21 protein-coding genes are annotated in these 24903 nt (G+C 37.6%); 17 read left to right on the top strand and 4 right to left on the bottom strand.

All coding sequences use genetic code 11. The features are described 5' to 3' along the window. Nucleotides 1-145 precede the first annotated feature (145 nt). The 3 genes from allW (at nt 146) to AC1DFT_RS04690 (ending at nt 4457) form a co-directional block, all read left to right on the top strand. A complete protein-coding gene (allW, locus tag AC1DFT_RS04700) occupies nt 146-1615 on the top strand; it encodes an allantoin permease (RefSeq protein WP_477918035.1) in 1470 nt (489 codons plus the stop codon). A gap of 70 nt (nt 1616-1685) precedes the next feature. Beyond that, complete coding sequence (allB, locus tag AC1DFT_RS04695; protein WP_477918034.1) at nt 1686-3041, top strand: allantoinase AllB; 1356 nt, start codon at nt 1686-1688, stop codon at nt 3039-3041. 75 nt (nt 3042-3116) lie between these two features. Beyond that, on the top strand, nt 3117-4457 hold the full coding sequence (locus tag AC1DFT_RS04690; RefSeq protein WP_477918033.1) for an allantoinase: 1341 nt from the start codon (nt 3117-3119) through the stop codon (nt 4455-4457). A gap of 64 nt (nt 4458-4521) precedes the next feature. Here AC1DFT_RS04690 and AC1DFT_RS04685 read toward each other — a convergent pair whose 3' ends face one another. Next, entirely contained in the window at nt 4522-6180 is a 1659-nt protein-coding gene (locus tag AC1DFT_RS04685; protein ID WP_477918032.1) for a PucR family transcriptional regulator, read from the bottom strand. A gap of 422 nt (nt 6181-6602) precedes the next feature. On the opposite strand from AC1DFT_RS04685, the gene AC1DFT_RS04680 reads away from it, so the two are divergent. The 11 genes from AC1DFT_RS04680 to AC1DFT_RS04630 all read left to right on the top strand — a co-directional run bounded on the left by AC1DFT_RS04680 (nt 6603) and on the right by AC1DFT_RS04630 (nt 19186). Continuing rightward, nucleotides 6603-6770, top strand: coding sequence for a hypothetical protein (locus AC1DFT_RS04680; RefSeq protein WP_477918031.1), 168 nt, complete (start codon nt 6603-6605; stop codon nt 6768-6770). A gap of 8 nt (nt 6771-6778) precedes the next feature. Continuing rightward, nucleotides 6779-8155: a uracil/xanthine transporter gene (locus AC1DFT_RS04675; RefSeq protein WP_477918030.1), complete on the top strand. Its 1377-nt coding sequence runs from the start codon at nt 6779-6781 to the stop codon at nt 8153-8155. Nucleotides 8156-8389: 234 nt separating this feature from the next. Further along, on the top strand, nt 8390-9649 hold the full coding sequence (gene allC / locus AC1DFT_RS04670) for an allantoate deiminase (RefSeq protein WP_477918029.1): 1260 nt from the start codon (nt 8390-8392) through the stop codon (nt 9647-9649). Nucleotides 9650-9705: 56 nt separating this feature from the next. After that, nucleotides 9706-10470, top strand: coding sequence for a (S)-ureidoglycine aminohydrolase (gene allE / locus AC1DFT_RS04665; protein ID WP_477918028.1), 765 nt, complete (start codon nt 9706-9708; stop codon nt 10468-10470). 24 nt (nt 10471-10494) lie between these two features. Beyond that, on the top strand, nt 10495-11547 hold the full coding sequence (allD, locus tag AC1DFT_RS04660) for an ureidoglycolate dehydrogenase (protein ID WP_477918027.1): 1053 nt from the start codon (nt 10495-10497) through the stop codon (nt 11545-11547). Between the two features lie 47 nt (nt 11548-11594). Continuing rightward, nucleotides 11595-12644 carry an ureidoglycolate dehydrogenase gene (gene allD / locus AC1DFT_RS04655; RefSeq protein ID WP_477918026.1) on the top strand — a complete coding sequence of 350 codons (1050 nt, stop codon included), beginning with the start codon at nt 11595-11597 and terminating at the stop codon, nt 12642-12644. Between the two features lie 117 nt (nt 12645-12761). Beyond that, nucleotides 12762-14507: an acyl-CoA synthetase FdrA gene (fdrA, locus tag AC1DFT_RS04650; RefSeq protein WP_477918025.1), complete on the top strand. Its 1746-nt coding sequence runs from the start codon at nt 12762-12764 to the stop codon at nt 14505-14507. Nucleotides 14508-14575: 68 nt separating this feature from the next. Beyond that, nucleotides 14576-15850, top strand: coding sequence for a YlbE family protein (locus AC1DFT_RS04645; protein ID WP_477918024.1), 1275 nt, complete (start codon nt 14576-14578; stop codon nt 15848-15850). A 114-nt stretch (nt 15851-15964) separates the two neighbouring features. Continuing rightward, the gene (locus AC1DFT_RS04640; protein ID WP_477918023.1) at nt 15965-16744 is read left to right on the top strand and encodes an oxamate carbamoyltransferase subunit AllH family protein; all 780 of its coding nucleotides are present in this window, start codon (nt 15965-15967) and stop codon (nt 16742-16744) included. Between the two features lie 36 nt (nt 16745-16780). Beyond that, nucleotides 16781-17716: a carbamate kinase gene (gene arcC / locus AC1DFT_RS04635; RefSeq protein ID WP_477918022.1), complete on the top strand. Its 936-nt coding sequence runs from the start codon at nt 16781-16783 to the stop codon at nt 17714-17716. Nucleotides 17717-17941: 225 nt separating this feature from the next. Then, nucleotides 17942-19186: an allantoate amidohydrolase gene (locus tag AC1DFT_RS04630; protein ID WP_477918021.1), complete on the top strand. Its 1245-nt coding sequence runs from the start codon at nt 17942-17944 to the stop codon at nt 19184-19186. 150 nt (nt 19187-19336) lie between these two features. On the opposite strand, the gene AC1DFT_RS04625 is transcribed toward AC1DFT_RS04630, so the two are convergent. Beyond that, nucleotides 19337-19717, bottom strand: coding sequence for a YmaF family protein (locus tag AC1DFT_RS04625; RefSeq protein WP_477918020.1), 381 nt, complete (start codon nt 19715-19717; stop codon nt 19337-19339). A gap of 247 nt (nt 19718-19964) precedes the next feature. Then, nucleotides 19965-20186 carry a hypothetical protein gene (locus AC1DFT_RS04620; protein ID WP_477918019.1) on the bottom strand — a complete coding sequence of 74 codons (222 nt, stop codon included), beginning with the start codon at nt 20184-20186 and terminating at the stop codon, nt 19965-19967. Nucleotides 20187-20467: 281 nt separating this feature from the next. Between AC1DFT_RS04620 and AC1DFT_RS04615 the strand changes: the two genes are divergently transcribed. Beyond that, nucleotides 20468-21025, top strand: a complete 558-nt coding sequence (locus AC1DFT_RS04615; protein ID WP_477918018.1) for a YybS family protein — start codon at nt 20468-20470, stop codon at nt 21023-21025. Nucleotides 21026-21166: 141 nt separating this feature from the next. Here AC1DFT_RS04615 and AC1DFT_RS04610 read toward each other — a convergent pair whose 3' ends face one another. Then, entirely contained in the window at nt 21167-22579 is a 1413-nt protein-coding gene (locus tag AC1DFT_RS04610) for a PQQ-dependent sugar dehydrogenase (RefSeq protein ID WP_477918017.1), read from the bottom strand. A 343-nt stretch (nt 22580-22922) separates the two neighbouring features. Between AC1DFT_RS04610 and AC1DFT_RS04605 the strand changes: the two genes are divergently transcribed. Together AC1DFT_RS04605 and AC1DFT_RS04600 are read left to right on the top strand one after the other, a co-directional pair. After that, complete coding sequence (locus AC1DFT_RS04605; protein ID WP_477918016.1) at nt 22923-23474, top strand: TetR/AcrR family transcriptional regulator; 552 nt, start codon at nt 22923-22925, stop codon at nt 23472-23474. A gap of 44 nt (nt 23475-23518) precedes the next feature. Next, nucleotides 23519-24889: a DHA2 family efflux MFS transporter permease subunit gene (locus tag AC1DFT_RS04600; protein WP_477918087.1), complete on the top strand. Its 1371-nt coding sequence runs from the start codon at nt 23519-23521 to the stop codon at nt 24887-24889. The last annotated feature ends 14 nt before the right edge of the window (nt 24890-24903 follow it).

Raw genomic sequence — 24903 nt, 5'->3', positions numbered from 1 at the left:
GATAAAACTATTAAGGGTGAAAACAGCGATATTCACATATTGCAGATGAACCCTATTATAATCGAGAATGAAAAAAGAAAGAGTTTCTGAACGAATGAAGCTAAAAGTCTCGATAGTAAGTGGCAACATTTGAGGAGGGTATATTTTGAAAGATTTTAATAGAGAGAAGGCAACGGCTGCCGGTTATAGTAATGATGTTTTACCGACGACCGAAGTGGATCGAAATTGGGGCATAGGGAATTTTTTCACAGTTTGGATGGGCTCAGTTCATAACATTCCAAACTATGTTGCCATTGGTGGTCTTTTTGCTTTAGGAATGTCAGTAGGTCAAGTCTTTGGGGCTATACTGGTTGCTTCTGTAATCATCGCTTTAATGCTCGTTCTGAATGGTCATGCAGGGTCGAAATACGGATTACCATTTGCGATGTTGCTACGTCTATCGTATGGACCAAAAGGAGCAATGATTCCTGGAGTTTTAAGGGGAGTTATCTCGGCGATTATGTGGTTCGGCTTTCAAACGTACGCAGGAAGCCAAGCATTATCTATTTTAATTGGAAAGCTTTGGCCAACATATTTAACGTTAGGTGGAGATTGGAACTTATTAGGGTTATCATTGCCGGCGTTGCTTTCGTTTTTAATTTTTTGGTTATTTAATGTTGCTTTAATATATGGGGGAATGGGGTTCTTAGGGAAATTTACGAATATCCTTTCACCGCTTGTTTACATTGTTTTTGGAGGAATGGCAATTTGGGCCATTAACTTAGCTGGTGGGATTGGCCCTATTTTAGCGTATACCAGCACGGGAGTCGCGGGAAATAAATTCATTATCTTTTTCGCTGCTATAACAGCAGTGATAGCAGCATGGGCAGCGCCGATTGTAAACGTTTCAGATTTCACGAAGTTAGCGAAATCTACGAAAACGCAAGCAATTGGACAAACTGTCGGAGTAGTTGTGGCATATATTTTATTTGCGGTTGCGAGTATCGCAATTATTGTTGGATCAGAAATCGCTTTTGGGACACCGATATGGAATGTACTAGATGTTGTCGCTCGATTTGATGGGACGTTTGCAATTGCTATTTCCGTTCTTACTTTATGCTTAACAACATTATCGGTTAACGTTACGGGAAACATTGTACCTGCCGGATACCAATTGGCGTCTCTATTTCCTAAAAAACTTACTTTTAAATCAGGTGCAATCCTTGCAGCAATGATTGGGATTCTGACTATGCCGTGGAAACTGATGGAAAGTGCAACGAGTGTTTTTACTTTCTTAAATATTGTTGGTGGGATATTAGCGCCGGTTACGGGAATTATGTTAGCTCAATATTTCATCTTATCCAAAAAGAATATTGACTTGAATGCCTTATATGATGCCAAAAAGGGTAAGTACCATTATACAAAGGGATTCAATATAAATGCGATTCTCACCACAATCATTGCAGGTGTTGTTTGTTTAATCGGTAATTTCGTACCCTTCTTAAAACCACTTTATGATATGTCTTGGTTTGTAGGGATCATTACAGCTTTTATCCTTTACACAGTGCTTGAATCTGTGCAATTAAAAGGAAATTTGTTAGAAAAAACTCCCGAATTAAATGAGGAGAATAGTTAACTAATGAAGTGACCAATCTGTTTTTTTCAGAAAGAATAAGTTAAATATGATAGCTGAGAGGGGAATTCAAATGATTTATGATTTAGTTATAAAAGGCGGAAATGTTGTATTGCGTGATGGAGTTTATAAAGTGGATATCGGGATTAAAGACGAAAAAATCTCTTGCATTGCCGAACAAATTACGGATGAGGCGAAAGAGGTTATTGACGCAACTGGCCAATATGTTATGCCAGGAATGATCGATACACATGTTCACATTAGCGAACCTGGACGTACAGAGTGGGAAGGTTTTGAAACAGGTTCAAAATCTTTAGCTGCTGGAGGTACGACTAGCTATGTGGAAATGCCACTAAATGCACTACCAGCAACGATCAATAAAGAGGCATTAAATCTTAAATTGGAAGCAGCTGTTAACCAAAACTACGTTGACTACGCATTTTACGGTGGACTCGTACCTGAGAATCTAGATAATCTAAAAGAATTAGCTGATGCCGGCGTTCTCGCTTTTAAATGCTTCTTATCCGATATTACAAGTGACATTCCGGAAGATTTCATCAATGTGGATGATTTCACATTATACAAAGGTATGCAAAAGTTAGCTGAATTGGATCAGATCCTATGTATCCATGCGGAAAACGCGTCCGTTACGTCTGGACTTTCTAAAGAATTTGCGAGAGAAGGTAAAAACTCTGGAGTAGAATATGCGGAATCACGTCCTATTTTTACAGAAGTGGAAGCTGTGTCGCGTGCGATTCTTTTTGCTAAAGAGACAGGTTGTAAATTGCATCTTGTTCATATTAGTACTTCAGAGGCAATACAAACTATCTTGAAAGCACGTGCAGAAGGTGTAGATGTAACGGTTGAATCATGCCCTCATTATTTTGCCTTTACTGCAGAACAAGTGGATGAAATTGGTCCAAGAGCAAAATGTCAGCCTCCAATAAGAAAAGCAGTAGATCAAGCTAAATTATGGGACGAGTTGTTAAATGGGAATATTGACTGGCTAACGTCTGACCATTCACCTTGTACGGAGGACTTAAAGCAAGGAAATCTTTGGGAAGCCTGGGGCGGAATTAGCGGTGCCCAAAACAACGTCGATCTTATGTTTGACTTGGCTGTTAAACAACGAGGATTAGCAGTTCATAAATTTGTCGACTTAATTGCAACGAATCCAGCTGAACGCTTCAACATTCCTAATAAAGGTGAAATTGCTGTTTCAAAAGATGCGGATATTATTTTAGTAGACCCTAACCAATCGTATACGGTTAAAAGAGAAGACCTTTACTACAAAAACAAACATAGTGCATATGAAGGTAGAAAAATTGACTGCCGCGTAACGAAAACAATTGTACGCGGAAATGTTGTATTTGATTTAGAAAATGGCATTATCGGGGAACCGGTTGGAAAGTTAATTTCTGCTAACTGAATGGTTAATTCAATCCCTTTGTTATTATCAAATTAGGTAATGGCAAAGGGATATATAAACTTGGAGGAATGAAAGATGACTACATACGATTTAATTATTAAAAATGGGAAAGTTGTTACAGCAGAATCCATTGTTCAAGGGGATATTGCGATTAAAGATGGCAAAATCCAAGAGGTTGGTCAATCTCTTCAAGGTTCGGCTGATCGAGTAATAGATGCAGAAGGACTTCATATTTTACCTGGATTAATTGATACACATGTACACTTTAATGAGCCTGGAAGAACAGAGTGGGAAGGACTTGAAACCGGCAGTAGAAGTCTGGCTGCTGGAGGAGCTACAACTTTCTTTGACATGCCTTTAAACAGCACACCACCAACGATCAACAAAGCAAACTTGGATTTGAAAAAAGCTTGTGCAGATGAAAAAGCGATTGTAAATCCTCGTTTCTGGGGTGGACTTGTTCCCGAAAATATTGCAGATCTAAAAGAACTCCATGAGAATGGTGTAATTGGATTCAAAGCTTTCATGTCACCGAGTGGTATCGCTGATTTCAATCATGTCGACGATGAAACGATTTTCAAAGGGATGAAAGAAATTGCTTCTCTTGGTTCTCTTCTTGCAGTACACGCTGAAAGTACAGTTATTTGTGATCAGCTTGCGAAAGAAAAGCAAGAGCAAGGTAAAACAACTGCAAGAGATTTTGTGGAATCAAGACCAATTATTTCTGAAATAGAAGCTGTAAGAAGAATCATCTCTTATGCAGAAGCAACTGGATGTAAAGTACATATCGTCCATGCAAGCAGTAGAAAAGTCGTTGAAGTCATTCAGGCAGCGAAAGATAGAGGCGTTGATATTACAGTTGAAACTTGCGCACACTATTTAGCTTTAACTGTAAAAGACCTTGAGGAAAAAGGTGGATTGGCGAAGTGCTGTCCTCCGTTACGTGATGAAGATGAAGTAGAAGACTTATGGGTTGCGGTTGCTAATGGAGAGATTAATGTAATTGCCTCAGACCATTCACCAGCTCCGGCTTCTATGAAAACAATAACAGATAATTATTTTGAAGGTTGGGGCGGAATCTCCGGTGCTCAATCCACATTAAATGTTATGTTAACAGAAGGGTATTTCAAACGGAACCTGCCTTTAGAGAAAATTGTAGCGTTAACAGCGACAAACCCAGCGAAATTATTTGGGCTTGATAGCAAAGGGACAATTGATAAAGGCTATGATGCTGATATAACAATTGTAAATTTAAAAGAAAGCTTTGAACTTAAAGCGGAAGACTTATTCTATCGTCACCAACATTCTCCTTATGTGGGTATGACATTTAAAGGGAAAGTTAAATCAACAATTGTAGCTGGTGAAGTTGTATTTGAAAATGGAGAAATCACTGCTTCTAAAAAAGTGAACGTATAATAAAAAATCCCAAACCGCTTTAGGTTTGGGATTTTTTATTGCTTAGAAACTAGATTTGCGCTTGTTATTGGCTAAATGCTACTTCCTCATCTTTTAGAATGGTCCCTATGATGAGAGCAACGCGTATTCGCAAAGAATCAACTGGATCGCGGAGGGAACAGCTGAGCACTTCCTCCGTTTTTGCTATTCGATACTTCACTGTATTTCGATGGACAAATAATTTTCTAGATGTTTCCGAAAACTCACATTGAGCATCTAAGTAGACTTGAACCGTTTTTAATAGTTCTTGATCTTCTTTTGTTTTTGGATAAGCCAATGATTTTAATGTATTTTCATAAAGGGCTTTTAAATCTTTACGAGGAAGGGATTTTAACAATTCTTCCAAATCTCTTGTTCTGTAATATTTGATAAAGCCTTTTAAATTTTGTTCGTATCCACCTAATATCGCTTCCACAGCTTCATAATAAGCGGTCGGTATTTCTTTAAGTGATGGGACTGAGTGGCTTACACCAAAGGAAAGGGTGAAATCTCCATGAAAGTTGGCTTGGACATTTTCTATGAATTGGGTGATTGTATTAATTTCTTCATCACCGTATTTGGGAAACTGTAAAATCATGGCAAAGTACTTTCCTTTTGTGAATAAAGTAGCTTCTAAATTTCCATTTATAATTTCATCTTCCAGCTGATCGTAAACACTATTATGCAACTCTCCAACTTTTTTTTCGTAAAGCTGCAATGTTTCATATATTTCTCCTTGGGCATCGATGGTGCATACTACACAGACGTTCTCCATACCCTTTTGCAAGCCGTAATAGTTCGAACGGCTAAATATTTCTTCATCAGAATGGATTTTCATTTCGATTAAATCGGCGAAGAAGTTATTTTTTAACAATCTCGAGTTTTCTTCGATTGCTTGCTCTTTTATAATCGTAAACGAAATAACATTGCCTGCTTGCTCGATTGCCATTTGGGAAGACGGATAGGGTAAAGTGAGTGAATCGAAAATAACAAGCATACTTGGATATTGTCGCTTGGTTTGCACTGGAAAAGTGGAGACGCTTTGATGTTCTCTGGACGGAATTGAAAATGTTGTCCCTTCTCGAGCGGAAGATACATCTTCTTTCACCTTCTGAATGATTTCCTGCTTAATCTCCTTCATTGATCCCTTTGCAAAATCATGACTTTGAGCAATATTTTCTCCCCTATGATTCAACAAAAGGGCTGGACGTGCCAAAAGATAACCTAATTGCTCTAATAGAGCGCTTAAACTATATCCTTTGATAAGCATATTTGAAAATTCTTTTTGAACATGCAAAGCATAATACAGTTGTTCTGCCTCGTGATCATTCAAATAATTTAAGATATGGCGAGAAACTTCACCTAATGTATGATTGGTCGGTAAATCGATAATTGGGAATGCAAGTTGATCGGCCAGTAATTTCACTTCAGGCGGTAAATGGTGGAAGAAGCGATTGATTTTGATAACAAGGCCTGAACAATTTAATTCGTGCATTTGCTGGATTAACTCGCAAAACTTCTCCGTATCGTCCTTAAATGCATATCCAGTTGACAGGAGAAGATGATTTTCAGCTAAAAAATGGATTACGTCAGGTGTATCGGATATATTTACAGATTGTACATTTCTTGTTAGACCGCGGTGGCCTGCAAGTACAATGGCATCTTTCATACCTTCCAATATAAATAAATCATTTATGGTCTTCATACGAATACCCTCTCTACTTAAAGATTTCCATAAGAAAAATTCACTTCGCTCTTATGTCGTATATTCTACGTTAAAAGTAAACAAAAATCAAAGCATAAATTGGTCATAGTAAACAATGACAATTTCAATTGATAGCTGTAGACTAGAATAGATAAAGGTCAAAAACAAATGATACTATAAAGTGCTGTCTTTCGGTATTTATTAGGCTCATCGATAGTCGAAAAGAATGTCCTACTTCTAATTAATAGGAAGCTCGCAAAACTTTGTCTGTAATTATAAAGGCTAGAAACAAAAAAAGTCTTTAAATTATTGAATAGACAGAGGATTTGTGCTGTCTTTTTGGTGCAGGCTAGAACAAACGAAATATTTTTACAACAGCTAAAATCCTATTTGGTAGAATACGACTGAAAGGCCGACGGAACATGCACGGAAATATTTGCTTAAGTGATGAAAAACAAGTTTCATTCTTATTTCTTACGGGTATGCGTAATGTAGTGGAAAAACAGCAAATTTCCGAAATTCGTCATAAATCCAGTGCGAATATGTTCGTAGATGTTCTAATAGGTAGCGATGTTGCTGTTTATTCATAAAAGAAAAGGTGATAGTTATTAACGAGTTATTAAAATCAAGTAATTGGATTTCGGGCTTACAGTGGCTCTTTTTTATTTTTACGAACATAGTTGTCATACCGATCACAGTTGGAACGGCTTTTGAGCTTTCGCCAGGCACAATTGTCAATATGCTCCAACTTTCCTTTATCGTGACTGGATTGGCATGTATCGTTCAAGCATTTTTAGGACATAAACGAGCTATTATGGAAGGGCAATCTGGTCTTTGGTGGGGCGTAATTTTAACGCTATGTTCTACGGCTGTGGCGCAAGGGATGCCTTTACCAATTTTGGGTGGTAGTTTAACAGTTGGGATCATCATTACGTCGATTTTGACTTTTTTAATTGGTATTACAGGGTTGGGACCTCGTATAGCCAAGTTATTTAAACCGGCCGTAATGGGCGTATTTATGTTTTTATTCGGATGTCAATTAATTGGTATCTTTTTAAAAGGGATGCTAGGCATTCCATTTGGTAACCAGGCTAAGGATGCGCATATTGATGTGGCTGTTTCTTTGTTATCAATCGTAGTAGCAATTATTGTAATTGTGATTAGTGTAAAGGCTCCTTCAAGTATTCGACGCTACGGTTTACTTATCGGAATTATCGGTGGTTGGATTATTTATGCGCTTATTTTTAAACCGGAAAATCCAGTAAGTGAAGCTACATCGTTTGGTCTTGAGCTATTTCCATTAGGGAAGCCTGCATGGGACATAGGAATTATCATGACGACGGTTATCGCAGGATTGTTAAATTCCGCAAACACAGTTGGCGCTTTAAAAGGAACAGAAACTATGTATCAGGTGGAAACGACTAAATCTGAATACAGAGCTTCCTTTACGATTACAGGTATTTTCACTTTTATCGCAGGAATTTTTGGGCTTGTTCCAAATTCACCTTACGTATCTTCCATTGGTTTCTTAAGCCAAACAGGAATAATTAAAAGGATTCCTTTTGTTCTTGGTGGATTTATGTTCCTAGTAATGGGGCTTATACCGCCGATTGGTCACTTTTTCTCTCAGCTTCCATTAAGTATTGGTAGTGCAGCATTATTTGTCTCTTATCTACTTCTTTTAAATTCTTCCTTGAATTTCTTTAAACAGGTTGAATTCAATACAGTCAATGTATATCGTTCGGCTGTTCCGTTGTTTGTAGGTGTAGTGATTATGACACTTCCTGCTACTTATTTCATTACGATTCCAAGTGTAATTCGTCCAGTATTGAGTAGCGGGTTATTAGTAGGGATTATTCTAGCTTTACTATTAGAGAATCTTTTCAAATGGGATAAATACGGGAATGAAGAAAAAGGGAAGCAAAAGGATACAGCGAGCCCGGTTACTGATGAAACTGAGTTACAAATAAAATGACGAATACAATGATTTAGCGCGTAAATCTAGAATAGCAAAAGTGGATAAAAAAAGTATCTTTATTTATCTAAAAGTGCTAAAGACTATTTTGATAGCAAGGTTTAAAATGAAGAGTGGAGCTATAAGTTAATGAAAGACAATTCAGTGCATACTATCCGCATGTATTACAAACAATAGAAGCGTTACCAAACTAATTATAGAAATTACATAGCGCAGAAAAGGATGGTGAAATAGGTGAACGAAGTAAAAGATATTGTACAACAGCTTGATCATCTAGCGGAAGAAACAGCTGGCAAGCTTGAATGGTTAGCTGGATTTGGAAAAGATCCGGAAGGCGGAGTTTCTCGTTTACTCTATACAAAAGAGTGGGTTGAAGGTCAACACGCTTTAAAAGAATGGATGGAAAACGAAGGCCTAGAAGCTCGATTTGATGAGATAGGGAATTTATTTGGGACGTTAACAGGGAAAAACACAAACGAAACTGTTTTGACTGGTTCCCATGTGGACACTGTAACAAATGGCGGCCGTTTTGACGGCGCATATGGAATTGTCGCTGGAATTATAGCATTGAAATATTTGAAAAAACACTTTGGTCAACCAGTAAGAAACATCGAAATCGTATCGATGGCTGAAGAAGAAGGAAGTCGTTTCCCTTATTCGTTTTGGGGTTCCAAAAACATTGTCGGCTTAGCTAAACGTGAAGAGATGGAAAGCATCAAGGACTTCGATGGTGTTCCATTTGTGGAAGCAATGAAAAATGCAGGATTTGGCTTCGCAGATGAATCAAAAGGTCCTCGCAAAGATTTAAAAGCTTTCGTAGAAGTGCATGTAGAGCAAGGAAGCGTTTTAGAAACGGAAAAAATAGCAATTGGTGTAGTAAACAACATTGTCGGGCAAAGACGGTATACGGTAGAAATAACAGGTGAAGCTAATCATGCAGGTACAACGCCGATGGGTTATCGGAAAGATGCTGTATTTGCGGCGAGCCAAATGATTCATGAAATTATTTCAATGGCGAGAAAAACCGGAGATCCACTTGTGACGACGGTTGGAAAATTCGAAGCTTATCCGAACATCGTGAATGTTGTGCCAGGAAAAGTCATTTTTACAATTGATGTGCGTCATACTGATAAAAAAGCCATTATTTCTTTTACAGAACAAATGACTGCGAGAATGCAGGACATTTCTAAAGAACATGAAGTTGAAATGAATATCGATATGTGGATGGATGAAGATCCAGTTCCAATGGATCAAAAAGTTGTTGAACTTATCGAAAAACAGTGTAAACAAAATGGCCTTAATTATAAGGTAATGCACAGTGGTGCAGGGCATGATTCGCAAATTTTCGCTCCTGTTGTGCCGACAGCTATGCTGTTTGTTCCAAGTCTGAAAGGGATCAGTCATAATCCGGCTGAATTTACAGAGCCGACAGATTTKGCAGAAGGTGTGAAAGCACTTATTGGTGCTCTTTATGAATTGGGCTATAAAGAATAACGCTGTGAATCCGATGTACAAATAAAAAATACAGGCAAACAAAGGAGAATGTAACAATGGGTTATCCAAAAGACTTACTTTCAAGCAGATCTATTATTAAACCAGGTCAATATGCACTAATCGCACCAGAGGGTTTAGTAAATAACGTTATCCCTGGTTTTGAGAATTGCAGAATTTCCATCTTAGGTTCACCAAAACTTGGTGCAAGCTTTGTCGACTACATTATTACAATGCACGAAGGTGGAAAAAACAGCCAAGGATACTGCGGTGAAGAAGATGTACAATGCTTTGTTTACGTAGTTAGCGGAAAAGTGAAGGCTAAAGCAGATGACCAAGAGTTTGTTTTAGAAGAAAGCGGCTATTTATATTGCCCGCCAGGCGTAACAATGTATTTAGAGAATATGGAATCAGGTGATTCTCGTTTATTCCTTTACAAGCAAAAACACAACCCATTAGAAGGACGTAAGCCTTGGGTCGTTTCAGGCCATGCGAATGCTATCGAGTATATGGATTATGATGATATGCACAACGTTCATCTTAAGGATCTTTTACCATTAGATCATGCTTTTGATATGAACTTCCACATTCTTTCGTTCGACCCGGCAGCTAGCCACCCATTTGTTGAAACACATTATCAAGGGCATGGTGCATATTTGTTATCTGGAGAAGGCATGTATAACCTAGACAATGAATGGATTCCAGTTAAAAAAGACGATTACATTTTTATGGCGCCATATGTACATCAAGCAGCTTATGCCGTTGGAAGAGAACCATTGACTTATGTTTATTCTAAAGACTGTAATCGAGACCCAGAACTATAATTCGGAATTTATGAGGTGTCAAATATGAGAATTACAAAAGATGACTTAAAAAGTCTAATCAAAACAAAGCTTAATAAGGCTGGACTTAATGAAGATCATGCAGAACAAGCAGCGGATGTACTAGTATTTGCGGATGAACGTGGAATTCATTCCCATGGTTCCATGCGTGTAGAATATTATGCCGAAAGAATTGCTAAAGGAGGGATTAATACAAATCCTGACTTTAGATTTGAAAAAACAGGTCCTTGTTCAGGAATTTTCCATGCTGATGGCGGAAACGGACATACAGCTGCTAAATTAGCAATGGATGAGTCCATTAAAATGGCAAAAGAAAATGGTATTGCTATTGTTGGAGTCAGAGATATGTCCCATAGTGGTGCAATTTCTTACTTTACTCATCAAGCGGCACAAGAAGGTTTGGTTGGGCTTACAGTTTGCCAATCCGATCCGATGGTTGTTCCATTTGGAGGCGCAGAGCCTTATTACGGCACGAACCCAATTGCTTTTGCTGCACCAAGTACTGAAGATGGGAAGCACATGACTTTAGATATGGCAACAACAGTTCAAGCTTGGGGAAAAATTCTGCATGCAAGATCAAAGAACGAATCTATTCCTGATACATGGGCAGTAGATAAAAACGGTGAACCAACAACAGATCCATTTAGTGTGAACGCACTATTACCAATTTCTGGACCGAAAGGTTATGGACTGATGATGATGATTGACGTATTATCTGGTGTTTTACTGGGACTTCCATTCGGAAACAAAGTATCTTCCATGTACGAAGATTTAACTGAATACCGTAAATTAGGTCAACTTCATATTGTTATTAATCCGGAATTCTTCGGTGCCATTAACCAATTCAAGAGCGATATTTCGCAATCAATGGATGACTTAAACAACATTAAACCTGCGCCAGGCTTCCAAAAGGTTTTATATCCTGGTCAAAATAATGACGTTGTAATTGAAGAATATAAGGAAAATGGCATTGAAATTGTCGATGATATTTTAGAGTACTTACGTTCTGATGTAGTCCATAACAATCAATATGATCATAAAGATCCGTTCGCTAAGTAATTTTTTTAGCAAAAATGGGCAAAGACAAATTTAAGGGGCGATATGGGATGAGATTATCAAAAGAGCAATTGCATGAGTTAATTTCTAAAAAGCTTCATAAGGCTGGTTTAACAGAAGATCATGCTTCTGGAGTTGCGGACGTACTTGTTCATGCTGATGCAAGAGGCGTTCATTCTCATGGAGCAATGCGTGTTGAGTATTATGCTGAACGTATTGCTAAAGGTGGACTTAATAACAACCCGGATTTTAAATTTGAAAAAACAGGTCCTTGTTCAGCAATATTTGACGGTGATAATGGCGTTGGACACGTTGGGGCAAAATTAGCTATGGATGAAGCGATTAAAATGGCCAAGGAAAATGGAATTGCCGTAGTAGGTGTAAGAAGAATTGGTCATAGCGGTGCGCTTTCTTATTTTGTTCAGCAAGCGGCTGATGCCGATTTAGTTGGTATTTCCGTATGTCAGTCCGACCCAATGGTTGTTCCATTTGGTGGAGCAGAACCTTATTATGGAACGAATCCACTTGCGTTTGCTGCACCAGGAAAAGACGGTAAACATATTACTTTTGATATGGCGACTACTGTACAAGCATGGGGGAAAGTCCTTCATGCAAGATCAAAGAACGAACCAATTCCTGATACCTGGGCTGTTGATAGCAACGGGGAATCAACAACAGATCCATTTAAAGTAAATGCTTTAATGCCAATTGCTGGACCAAAGGGATATGGACTAATGATGATGGTTGACGTGCTTTCAGGTATTTTGTTGGGTTTACCTTTTGGAAACAAAGTATCCTCTATGTACCATGATTTAACTGAAGGTCGAAATCTAGGGCAACTTCACATCGTTATTAATCCAGAATTCTTTACTGGACTAGGTTCTTTTAAAGAAGCTATATCTCAAACAATGCAAGATTTGAACGGAATCAAACCAGCTCCAGGATATAACCAAGTTTACTATCCAGGACAAAGAAGTGCTGAAAGAGAAGAAGCATATGAAAGAGACGGCATTGAAATTGTCGATGATATATATGAGTATTTGATTTCAGATGTTGTTCATAATAATGCTTATGATAATAAAAGCCCTTTTGCTAAGTGATGGATAAAGGGTGGTCAACTTGTGGCCACCCCATTTCCTGTGCCGATTTTACACGGGTGTTTGCGTTTTTCTTGAAAGATTGTAAGTTAAAATAAAAATAAAGAGGTGCATTCTAATATGCTTTATACAATTGTAAAACAGAATTCTTACCAGGATTCAGTTAATCTAATGCTTCTTACAAACAAAATCTCCACAATGGAAGGCATTAACAAAGTTCAAATTATGATGGGAACTCCGGCTAATAAAGATATTTTAAAAGCTGCTGGACTATACACTGATGAACTTGAAGGTGCTGCTTCTAATGATATGTGTATCGTTGTTGATACAGAATCAGAAGAGAAAATCCAAGAAGTTCTTGATGAAACAGACAACTATTTAAGCAACCAAGCAATCTCAGCTGGTAAAGAAGCTTTCGAAACTGTTCGTTCTTGGGATAAAGCGACAGCTGCACTACCAGGTGCCAACCTAGCAATTATCTCTACACCAGGTCAATATGCAGCGGAAGAAGCTGAAAAAGCAATCGATAGAGATATGCACGTTCTTATTTTCAGTGATAACGTAACGGTGGAAGATKAGCGCCGCATTAAAGAAAAAGCACATGAAAAAGGACTTCTTGTTATGGGTCCTGACTGTGGTACAGCAGTAGTTTCTGGCGTGCCTCTTGCATTCGCTAACGTTATGAAAACTGGGAAAATTGGTGTAATCGGAGCTTCGGGAACAGGTATTCAAGAAGTTACAACAGAAATTGACCGTTTAGGCGCTGGAGTTAGTCATGCAATCGGTACTGGTGGTCGTGACCTAAATGATAAAATCGGTGCGATTACAATGTTAGATGGTATTAAAGCATTAGCACAACATAGCCAAACAGAAGTTATCACATTGATCTCTAAACCACCTGCTAAAGAAGTTCGCGACGAGGTTGTTCAATTACTTCAAAGCATTTCTAAACCAGTTGTTGCGATTTTCCTTGGTGAAGAGCCACATAACCATGAAGGCAATGTGTATTATGCTAACACACTTGAAGAAACAGCTGCGATTGCTGTTGACCTTGTTAAAGGCAACCCTATTAAGTCAAATTACAACAGCTTACAAGGTGAAGTACCTGCTGTAAACTTGAAGCCGGAGCAAAAAACAATCAAAGGCCTATACTCAGGTGGTACATTAGGATACGAAGCAGCTACATTAATTAGTAGAGGTCTTAACTATGATAATTCTGGTGCCCACGCGGAAGGATACCTTCTAAATGCAAATGGATTTGAAGTGATCGACCTTGGTGATGATATTTATACACAAGGTAAACCACACCCAATGATCGACCCAGATACAAGAATTCAATACTTCCAAAAAGCAGCACAAGATGAGTCAACTGCAATCATCCTGTTTGATCTTGTTCTTGGATATGGTTCTCATGAAGATATGGCGGGCGCACTTATCCCTGGTATCGAAAAAATCCAACAAGAAACAAAAGCAAATGGTAAAGAAATTTACTTCGTAGCTACTGTATGTGGTACTGATCAAGACCCACAAGGCATTGATGAGCAAAAAGCAAAATTAGAAAAAGCTGGAGTTATTTTACGTGATAGCAATAACCAAGCGGTTCTTACTTCATTAGCTATGCTTGATATTCAAATCGAGGAAGTACAAAAAGAAGTAGTTGCTGCAAAAGAAACTGCAACAGTTGAAATTACTGTTTCTGAAGCTATCCAAAAATTATTAACTGAAAAACCAAATGTTGTTAACGTTGGATTAAAGAAATTCACAGAAGCAATTACTGCTAATGGCGGAAGAGTTGTTCAGTATGACTGGCGTCCAGTTGCTGGCGGCAACCCAAGAATGCGTCAAATTTTAAGTGTACTTCGTTAATCGAAAAATTTTATTCAAATTTCAGGTCAATGAATGACATGACCAACGAATTTTTAGGAGGAAGCATAATGTACGGACAATTTAAAACAATTGATGAAGCAAACAGAGCTGTTATCGATAAAGTTGTATCAGGCGCACCATTTTTAGTGGATGTTGTTCCAGCGAAATCTGTTATTAAAGAATTAAATGAAAAAGTATTACTTCATGCAGGACCACCTATTAAATGGGAAAACATGACAAGCCCGATGCAAGGATCTTGTGTAGGAGCTACATTATTTGAAGGATGGGCAGCTAACGCTGATGAAGCATTTAAAATGCTTGAAAATGGAGAAATCCAATTCATTCCTTGTCACCATGTGAACGCTGTTGGCCCAATGGGTGGAATTACATCTGGAAGTATGCCAGTTCTTGTTGTAGAAAATCGCGATGGTGGAAACCAAGCATACTGCACAATGAATGAAGGTATCGGTGCAGTTCTACGTTTTGGTGCTTACTCTGAAGATGTAATTAACCGTCTTGGATGGTTCAGAGATGTACTTGGACCTGTTATTTCTAAAGCACTTAAAGTAAAAGGTGATGGATTAAACGTAAACGTTGCGATGGCAAAAGCAATTACAATGGGCGATGAGTTCCACCAACGTAATATTGCTGGTTCACTTATTTTCTTAAAAGACATCGTTCCATACATTTTACAAACAGATGTAGATGATAAAGACAAGCAAGACGTTATCCAATTCTTAGCTGATACAGACCAATTCTTCTTAAATATTGCGATGGCAACTACTAAAGCAGTAATGGATACAGCACGTGAAATCCAACATGGTACTGTTGTAACAGCAATGTGCCGTAACGGTCATGAATTCGGAATCCGTATTGCTGGTATGGGAGACCAATGGTTTACAGCACCAGTTAATACACCACAAGGGTTATTCTTCACAGGATACGATCAAGACATGGCTTGTCCTGATATGGGTGACAGTGCTATTACTGAAACATACGGTGTAGGTGGATTCGCTATGATCGCTGCTCCTGGTGTTACACGCTTCGTAGGTGCTGGTGGTATGGATGATGCTGTTACTACAAGTAATGATATGATGGAAATTTGTATTGATCATAACCCTAACTTCTCTATTCCTACTTGGGACTTCAAAGGTTCTGCCCTAGGAATTGACGCAAGAAAAGTTGTTGAAACTGGAATCGAACCAATTATCAACACTGGTATTGCACATAAAGAAGCAGGTGTGGGCCAAATTGGTGCAGGTACCGTTCGTGCTCCATTAGCTGCCTTTGAAAAAGCGATTGATGCATACGCTGTTAAACTTGGTCTAATCGATCCACAATAAATGAATAATTGCACTCTTTTTGGAGAGGACTATAGTTATCTAGTTCCTCTCCTTCTTAATAAAAATGAAAATGGAAACGTTCATAGTCGTTTTTCTAATGGCTTTAATATTAAAATGGGCGATTCTCTAGTCTTCATTGGGAATAATAAGAACGGTTTCCTGCCATTTGGAATTCATTTACGAGAAGAAGATACTTTACGTGCTGTTTCCTTTGTGAATCAAGGAGATCCAGTTACTTGGAATAAAAGAACTAACTCCATTGAATTACCAAGAGTAACGATCAGTATCGAAAAAGGCAAAAGTTTTAAAAATGAATTAACTACATTAAAAAGTGAAGCTATTTTTAAGGATAGTTTTGCGCTATTTTGTTTGCAGTTAATTGAAATAGAAGACCGAACTGGATTGGATATTTCTTTTAAAGAATATTTAAAGAAGTATCATACATCTGGAGAACAAAACTGGCTTGGTGCAGAAAGTTATTTGATTATGTTAATGGAAGCAGCAGTGTTACGCGATGAAGGTTTAATAGAGAAAGTTCTTAGATACTTTCTTGGAAGAGGGCAAGGCTTAACTCCCTCGGGAGATGACATGATTGTCGGGCTACTTGCTTTTGATGCCGTTTCTCCTTTTCTTTCCACTAGCTTTTATGAAAAAGTTTCCGAACTGATTGAAGGCGAATCGATTACAACCGATGTGGCAAGAGAATATTTACGGTATGCGCTTAAACAGGAATATAGCTCCACTGTTTCTAATATGGTCAATGCACTTGCTGACGGGGATGCTTCTAATTTTGAGAAAGTCTTACACGACTTGATCGGAGTTGGACACAGTTCAGGTTTGGATACAATATTAGGTATTCTTATTGGAATGCTTACTTTTAGGAAACTAAAATAACAATTGAAATAAATTAAAAAGTTGGAGAGTGTTTATATGAGTAAAGTCGTTCTAGCGATTGGCGGAAACGCAATCATTAAAGAAGGTCAAGTAGGTACGATTGAAGAACAACGACAAAATATTATGGAAAGCTCGGAGCCAGTTCTTGCATTAATGGAGCAAGGCCATACAGTTGTGATCACTCACGGAAATGGTCCACAAGTTGGTAATACGCTAATAAGAGGAGAAATGGCTAAATCTGTAATTCCCGAGTATCCTTTAGATGTATATGGTGCTGAAACGCAAGGTAACTTAGGATATTTAATCCAACAAACTTTTAAAAATAAAATGGCAGAACGTAATATCAATAAAACAATTGCTACAGTTGTAACTCAATCAGTTGTTTCAAGTGATGATCCTGCTTTCCAAAGTCCAACAAAACCAATTGGACCATTCTACTCTAAAGAAGATATGGAGAAAATTGTTGCAGAGTCAAACTTAACATTTGTTGAAGATGCAGGTCGTGGATATAGACGTGTTGTTGCATCTCCAAAACCAGTTAGAATCGTCGAAAAAGAAGCAATTGAAACATTGCTTAACAACGGTATTTCTGTTATTTCCACTGGTGGCGGTGGAATTCCTGTAATTGAAAATAACGGGAAAATCGAAGGCATTGAAGCTGTAATCGATAAAGACTTCGCAAGTGCATTACTTGCAGCTGATATTAGCGCTGATTATTTATTCATCTTAACTGGTGTTGAACAAGTAGCGATTAATTTCGGTAAACCAAACCAAGAAAATCTATTAGAAATGACGATTGAAGATGCACTTCGTTATTTGGATGAAGGTCAATTCCCTAAAGGAAGCATGGGACCAAAAATTGAAGCAGCGATTCTATTCCTTCAAAAAGGCGGAAAGAACGTGATCATTACTTCGATTGATAAACTTGAAGATGCAATTGAAGGAAAAACTGGTACACGTGTTGTAATGTAAGTTCAATATCTAAATTTAGTCTGTCTATCACTACTTTCTATACAGAATGTAGCGGTAGGCAGTATTTTTATTTTTGCACATAAAGTCCCCTATTATCTTTTCATCTAGTACATAATTGCAATTAGCAGTATGATAAGTTTTTTTAATACTTACATTATAAGTGACTGAAATACCTTGAAGATTTATAATAAGTAGATACTACGAGGATGAGAAGGAGATATCTATATGAATAGCAAGGAAAGATATCAAATACTTTTTAATAAAATCAATCAATATAACTCAGGCATTAAAGGAATGACAAGAGTTGCCTATACAAATGAAGAACAGGCCTGTACACAAGCGTTTATGCGAATGTGTAAAGATGAAGGATTAGATATCCGAATAGATCCATGTGGAAACGCAATAGGGAGAAGAGAAGGTAGAATAAAAGGACTTCCACCTGTATTAATGGGATCTCATTTGGATACTGTTTATCAAGGTGGTAAGTATGACGGGGTAGTCGGAGTTACCGCTGCATTGGAAGTTATTAAACGACTGAATGAAAAAGGAATCGAAACTGATCATCCAATTGAAATAATTTCATTTGCTTGTGAAGAGTCTTCCAGGTTCGGTGTTTCCACTTTAGGAAGCAAAGCGATGGCGGGGACATTTGATAAGGAGAAAGTTAGGCATTTAAAAGACCGCCATGGAGTTACATTGGAAGAGGCACTTTCTTTATGTGCACTTGAAATTGACAGTATTGAACATGCAAGTAGGACAGACGAGGATATAAAAGCTTTTTTTGAATTGCATGTAGAGCAAGGTCCAGTACTAGAGAATGAAAGTAATAAGATTGGTATTGTTACCGGAATAGCGGCTCCGGTTAGATTTTCGATAAGAATAATAGGGACCCCTTCACATTCTGGAACAACACCGATGAATATGCGAAATGATGCGCTTCTTGGAGCATCCCAAATAGCGCTAGAGCTTGAAAAAATTGCAATAAATGAACAAAGTTACGGAACGGTTGCTACTGTAGGAGTATTAGATATCCCAGCGGGGGCAATGAATGTAGTGCCTGGGGAAGTAGAAATAAAAGTGGATATCCGAGGGACTTCATTAGAATCACGACAGCGCGTGTTAGATCATCTAAATCAAACGATTGAATTAGTAAAAAGAAACAGGCAGTTAGAAATCCTCAGTCAGGAAATAATTTCGGAGGAACCAGTACTACTATCAACTGAAATCATAGATACAATAGAAGGAATTTGCAAGGAACAGGATATTTCATACAAAACAATGCCAAGTGGGGCAGGCCATGATGCTATGAACATGGCAAAGCTATGCCCAACTGGACTTATCTTTGTTCCATCTGTAGATGGTCTTAGTCACCACCCGGATGAGTATACCGATCATGATGATATATTAATAGGTATTGATGTGTTAGAGAAAATCGTCATTCATTATGCTAAAATGGATTCGAAGATTTAGGAAAATAAGTGAATGAGTGAATAATTCTCGCTCCAATAAATAATAAAGATATAACCACTTCTCAAATTAGAGAGGTGGTTTTTTTATGCTTTTGAAATTTGCTTATCAAGAATTAAACTTTTTATATAAACTGTGAGTCAAAAAACACCATTATAAACTTGTTCTTCCGCTATAACTGTGTCTATGGGGATTAGCACCATTTACAGTAGTAAACCCACTAAACTCATGATAATGACCGCCGTTAGGAAGGGGAATAGCTGGACCAGTAACTCCACGAATCTCATGTCGATGTCGATCATCGACAGACGTAAAAGTAAAGTATCTATGAGTGTGTGGTACACCACTTGGGGCTGGTTCAGTAGTTCCGGCATATACATGATCATGTCCTACATCAAAAGAAGTGACACCTCTAAATTCGTGAACATGAGCAGGCACGGGTCTTCCATCCCATTGAGTAATAAGAAGCTGATGGGAATGCATAGGATCAGAATCGTCTGAATGATACATGAATCCAGAAACTGGTATTTCCAAAAGTATAACTCCTTTTTGCTTTTTTAATACTATATGTATGGGTGGTAAAAAAGGTTTTAAAACTAATGCCGATAAAGAGGTTTGTTAGTAAACATACGCCACACCTCTTGATTTATCAACATTTTATTCAGCAATTTGTGGAGTATTTTACTTAAGTAACGGGGGCTTAGGACACCTAATTTTATTTAGGTATCTTTTTACAAATCTACTTATTGTTGAGTATGGGCGAATGTACAGACTTCAATACTTACATAGCATAACCTAAACCATATTCAAAAGGAGGAAAAAATAGTGACACAATTTGGTTACGATAGACATGACAGGCACGATGATGACTATGGACACGATTATGACAGACATCATGGAGGATATCCACATTATCAATACCCATTTTACCCAGTTTATCCATTCTACCCAATCTACCCACCATACTATCGCTATCCATACTATCCATACTATCCTTATCCATACAACCGTCCTTATCGCCGCTATTAATATATATAATGCCTACTCTCAAAAACAAGGACCGACAGAATTTTAAATATAGATACTGTCAGTCCCGCTTCGTTTATTATGGTCAACAAGATAAATTTTTAAAGATTTCATGGTGTGTCAGTTAAGTATTGAAAGAAGGTTATTTAAAAGATATTAATAGTAAAAGTTCCGATGAAAAAAAAGATTTTTTTTGTTTTGTTGGAGGATGTAGAGTTGTATCGTACTAAAAAACCGTTTTGAATGAGGTAGACCGATGTGTTTTTTAAATCAATTTCAGATGATATTAGATTTGCCCAATTAGAATTTCGTAAACATACAAAATTGAATAGGCTTGTTTTAGGGGCTTTGCTTGCCTGTATAGCCACTATACTTCAGATAGCTGGTGGATTTTTACCAGGGATCGGATATTTTATCAGCCCATTTGCCACTTTACCCATTTTGATTGGTGCTATGTTTTCCCTTCAAATGGGAGTGATGTCTTATTTTATTGCCATCCTGTTGCTATTCATTCTGTTTCCAAGTGAGCTAGTCATCTTTCCTTGTATAACAGGGTTGTTAGGGATTGGTTTAGGTGCAGCATTTTCCTTTTTTAAGAAGAGATTAAGCATTATTTTTATTGGTGCCATACCTTTAACGATAGGTATTATGAGTCTCCTATATGTTTTCCGCTTTCCCGTACTTGGTCCAGCTGTATCCGATTCCTTTTCATTCCTTACAGCAGGAAGTATTTTAATATTTTCTTTCCTTTATAGCTGGTTATGGGTTGAGGTGGCTTTATTCTTTTTTAAAAAATTAAAGACCGTTAAAACTTAGTAACACTGAGAAATACAATATTTGAGATAAAAATCAACTTGTTAGGCTTTTAATTACCCCAAAAAATAAACAAACAAGAGAGCCTGATTGCTCTCTTGTTTGTTTTATATTTCGAACAATTAAATCCAAGAAAGAGATCTATCATGGAACAATTTCAAAAATGGTACCTTGGTTATAATCAGTCACATTCATAGAGCCGTAAACCCCTAAATATAGTCTGGTTTGATCCAGATTCGTTCCTAAACTAACATAATAAGCTGACCCGGACCCAAAATCATAATCGGTCTGAATAACACTAAAATCATTTGGTTTATCATCTGTTTTTACCCTAGTATAAGCTAAAACGCCCCTACCCGGAGACCCCGATTCCTCATCCCTGGCAAGATCGGTAAACACAACGCTTCCTGTTAAATCGGGGATTCCATTCCCCATATAGGCTTGCACTCCTGTTAGTGCTGTTCCTCCAAACTTATCGGGTCTTTGATCTTTATGAAAATAGTTAGTTAAAGGATGAAGACGCAATGAAGTTTTTACTGCTTCATTGTAATAAGCAATTCCTTTCTCCTCCAAAGTCGGATTTGCAGAGCAGTCTCTTATAATCGAAGTAGGAAAAGCACCTTCCCAGCCTCGCCATCCGAAGTTAATAAATCCTTCTTGGTCAGGTTCGGTGTTTCTTAAAGAAGTTTGAACAAGCTGGGTTACCGGTATTGGTTTATATTGAACGAATGAAAAAATTGACTCTACCAAATCCTGTCCGACATTTCCCACATATTTGATATACTGATTATAAAACCTTTGAAATGAGATGCCTGGTATATTTCGAACGCCTTTGGCAATTACCGTAAGTGTTTCCTGAATAGGTACTGGAAGTTCATTAAAACGTGTGACTACGGGTGGATTATAGATAAATGTATTCTTAACTACATCGATTTCAATTATTTTACCGGCTATTTCCATATCGTTCTGACTTAAATTAAATGGATCATAGCCTGATCCACCATCTCCGGTTGTTAAAACAAGTTTTCCTGTTTCAGGTGAAAAGTTTAAGCTATTGACACCATTGTGATTTAAAAATGGTCGTCTTAAGTTAAGTAATGTCCGTCGTTTTTGAGGCGGGCCATTCGATTGTAAAATCCATTCTTCAACTGTATCAATATGATCATATTGAGTTTCTCTATTTATCCACCTTAGGCTTAAAGTGCCAGGATCACACGGGTTAGGCTCAAAAGGTTCAGGAAGAGCACCCGGACCTTGTGTTCCAGCAACTGAGTAATGAAGATAAAACAGACCGTTATAATAAAAATCGGGATGAAACGCTAGACCTAGCAATCCCCGTTCATCATATCCACCACCAGAAACGCCTTGTTTTATGATTCTTGAGCGAATATCTAAAAAAGTACTTATAATTCCGTTTCCTATGTAAAAGATCTCTCCTACCTGGCTTGCAATAAATAATCTTTCAATTGAATCACCCGGAAGTATAGCTGCTTTCAAAACAGTGGGTAAATTTATCTTATTTACAATGGGTTGTAAACTGACCTTAACTTTTATCAACTAACCTTACACTCCTTCTTCCTGTTTTTCTTTTAAGAATATGATTAGAACTGTTCTATTAGTACCAAATTAGGGAGAGGGAATCTGACAAGGCATTGCACCATTTTCCGTAGCAGCGTTGAAGGGATCCAGGGCAGTCATGGGGGACGTTTCTGTTTTTGCACATTATATTGACAATGTGAAGGGAAGAACAGAAATTAAAAGTTAATGAGTATCTACTAATTACTGTGTCTAAAATATGAACGTAGATTTTACTAGAGAGGTAAAAAAGACTTGAATTATAGCGTTTTTTTTTGTTATAGTTAAAACAGACTGGTTGGTATGGTTGGGGTGTGCTACGGAAATGGATACAAAATCGCTGATAATTGACATCGCGACGAATCTTTTTCAACGAAAGGGATATAAAGGGGTAGGACTAAACGAAATCATTAAAGCATGTGATATTTCAAAAGGCTCGCTTTATCATCACTTTCCAAATGGAAAAGAAGAATTACTAATTGCTTGTCTTCAATCTTTGAATGAAGAGATTACAAAGGATATCGTGGATATTTTCGAACGCTATCAGACAACGCAAGAAGCTACAAACGCAATGATTTCAAAATTAGTCGAAAACTTTGAGGCGGAGGGAACCCTTACTGGATATACATTTAGCAGTATTGTGAGTGAAATGGCTTCGTTAAGTGAGCCAGTTAGAAATGCATGTGCTCAGTTGTATCAAAAGATGCAAGCTATTTATATGGAAAAGTTAGTGGGAGATGGATTTTCTAAGGATGAGGCTTATGCTATTGCCCTTTTGATGACGGCTTCCATTGAAGGGGCAATGCTTCTTTGCTTGACGCAAAAAGAGGCAGAACCACTCAAAGTTATTTCGCAATTATTACCCAAAATGCTTTAGAGGAGATTTATTAAGTGAAGAAAGAAATAAAAACTGGCCCTATAATGACAGCTCTATTAGTAGCTGGCTTTGTAGGACTTTTTAGTGAAACAGCATTAAATATTGCCTTAGGAGATTTAGGTAAAATCTTCGAAGTTAATACCACAACAGTTCAATGGCTAGCAACAGGTTACTTCCTAACTTTAGGGATTCTTGTACCGGTAACAGGTATTTTGATGCAAAAATTTACAACACGTCAAATGTTCTTAACATCGGTTATTTTATTACTTGGCGGTACAATTTTAGCTGCATTAGCGCCATCATTTAGTATTTTATTAATAGGGCGTGTCATCCAAGCAGCTGGTTTAGCAATCAACTTGCCGTTAACACAAAACGTTATCTTTACTATTTTCCCACCAAATAAACGTGGTGCGGCGATGGGGATATTAGGTTTAGTTATGCTAGCTGGACCAGCCCTAGGACCAACAATTGCAGGTCTCATTTTAGATACATTATCTTGGGAATGGATTTTCTGGGTAATAGTACCGTTCTTATTATTCTCATTAATTTTCGGTCTGGTATATTTACCTAACGTCAGTGAAGTGCGTAAAGTTTCAATTGACACATTATCTGTTATTTTATCAACACTTGGTTTTGGTGGTATTGTATACGGGTTCAGTGTTGCAGGTGAATATGGATGGACAAGCACAATTGTCTTAACAGCGATTATTGTTGGTGTTATTGGCATAATCTTATTCAGTATTCGTCAAACAAAAATGAAAAACCCAATGTTAAACTTAAAAGCATTCAAATACCCATTATTCATTCTAGGGGTTGTGATGAGCTTCATCACATTCTTTAACATGCTTTCATTGTTAGTTGTTTTACCAATGTTTATGCAATTAGGTCTATTAATGGCTGCATTTGCAACAGGTTTAGTTTTATTACCAGGTAGTTTGTTAAACTGTATTTTTGCTCCAATAATCGGTAAAATATTCGATAAATTTGGTCCAAAAGCTGTTATTACACCAGGTACGATATTGGTTACCATCGGTTACGCGCTCTATATTACAATGGGTACAGATACAGCAACTTGGATGATTGTCGTAACACATATTATTTGGATGCTAGGTGTAGGTATGGTTCTAGCTTCAACACAAACAAATACATTAAACTCATTACCACGTGAATACTATCCAGATGGTATCGCGTTAACTCAAACGGTACAACAAGTGGCAGGCGCGATGGGTATCGCAATCATCGTAGCTCTGTTATCAGCAAAACAAGGAAGTAGTTTAGCATTAGGAAATGAATTAACAGAAGCAACTGCGTCAGGATCATCCTTTGTATTTATGGTTGGTTTAGCATTAGCGATTGTTAACTTTATTCTTTCATTATTCATGAAAAAACCAGGTGAAGTTAAGTTAAAAGTTTAACCGATAAGGAGATG

The sequence above is a fragment of the Psychrobacillus sp. 05T411 genome, from assembly GCF_056396485.1.
The sequence above is the reverse complement of the archived record's forward strand: the minus strand, read 5'-3'. Positions and strand labels throughout refer to the sequence as shown.

Bases quoted from the DNA above. Each gene is read 5' to 3' on its own strand.
- allB (WP_477918034.1), top strand. From the start codon at position 1,686: ATGATTTATGATTTAGTTATAAAAGGCGGAAATGTTGTATTGCGTGAT.
- AC1DFT_RS04690 (WP_477918033.1), top strand. From the start codon at position 3,117: ATGACTACATACGATTTAATTATTAAAAATGGGAAAGTTGTTACAGCA.
- AC1DFT_RS04685 (WP_477918032.1), bottom strand. From the start codon at position 6,180: ATGAAGACCATAAATGATTTATTTATATTGGAAGGTATGAAAGATGCC.
- AC1DFT_RS04680 (WP_477918031.1), top strand. From the start codon at position 6,603: ATGCACGGAAATATTTGCTTAAGTGATGAAAAACAAGTTTCATTCTTA.
- allE (WP_477918028.1), top strand. From the start codon at position 9,706: ATGGGTTATCCAAAAGACTTACTTTCAAGCAGATCTATTATTAAACCA.
- allD (WP_477918027.1), top strand. From the start codon at position 10,495: ATGAGAATTACAAAAGATGACTTAAAAAGTCTAATCAAAACAAAGCTT.
- allD (WP_477918026.1), top strand. From the start codon at position 11,595: ATGAGATTATCAAAAGAGCAATTGCATGAGTTAATTTCTAAAAAGCTT.
- AC1DFT_RS04645 (WP_477918024.1), top strand. From the start codon at position 14,576: ATGTACGGACAATTTAAAACAATTGATGAAGCAAACAGAGCTGTTATC.
- AC1DFT_RS04640 (WP_477918023.1), top strand. From the start codon at position 15,965: ATGGGCGATTCTCTAGTCTTCATTGGGAATAATAAGAACGGTTTCCTG.
- arcC (WP_477918022.1), top strand. From the start codon at position 16,781: ATGAGTAAAGTCGTTCTAGCGATTGGCGGAAACGCAATCATTAAAGAA.
- AC1DFT_RS04630 (WP_477918021.1), top strand. From the start codon at position 17,942: ATGAATAGCAAGGAAAGATATCAAATACTTTTTAATAAAATCAATCAA.
- AC1DFT_RS04620 (WP_477918019.1), bottom strand. From the start codon at position 20,186: ATGGATAAGGATAGTATGGATAGTATGGATAGCGATAGTATGGTGGGT.
- AC1DFT_RS04605 (WP_477918016.1), top strand. From the start codon at position 22,923: ATGGATACAAAATCGCTGATAATTGACATCGCGACGAATCTTTTTCAA.
- AC1DFT_RS04600 (WP_477918087.1), top strand. From the start codon at position 23,519: ATGACAGCTCTATTAGTAGCTGGCTTTGTAGGACTTTTTAGTGAAACA.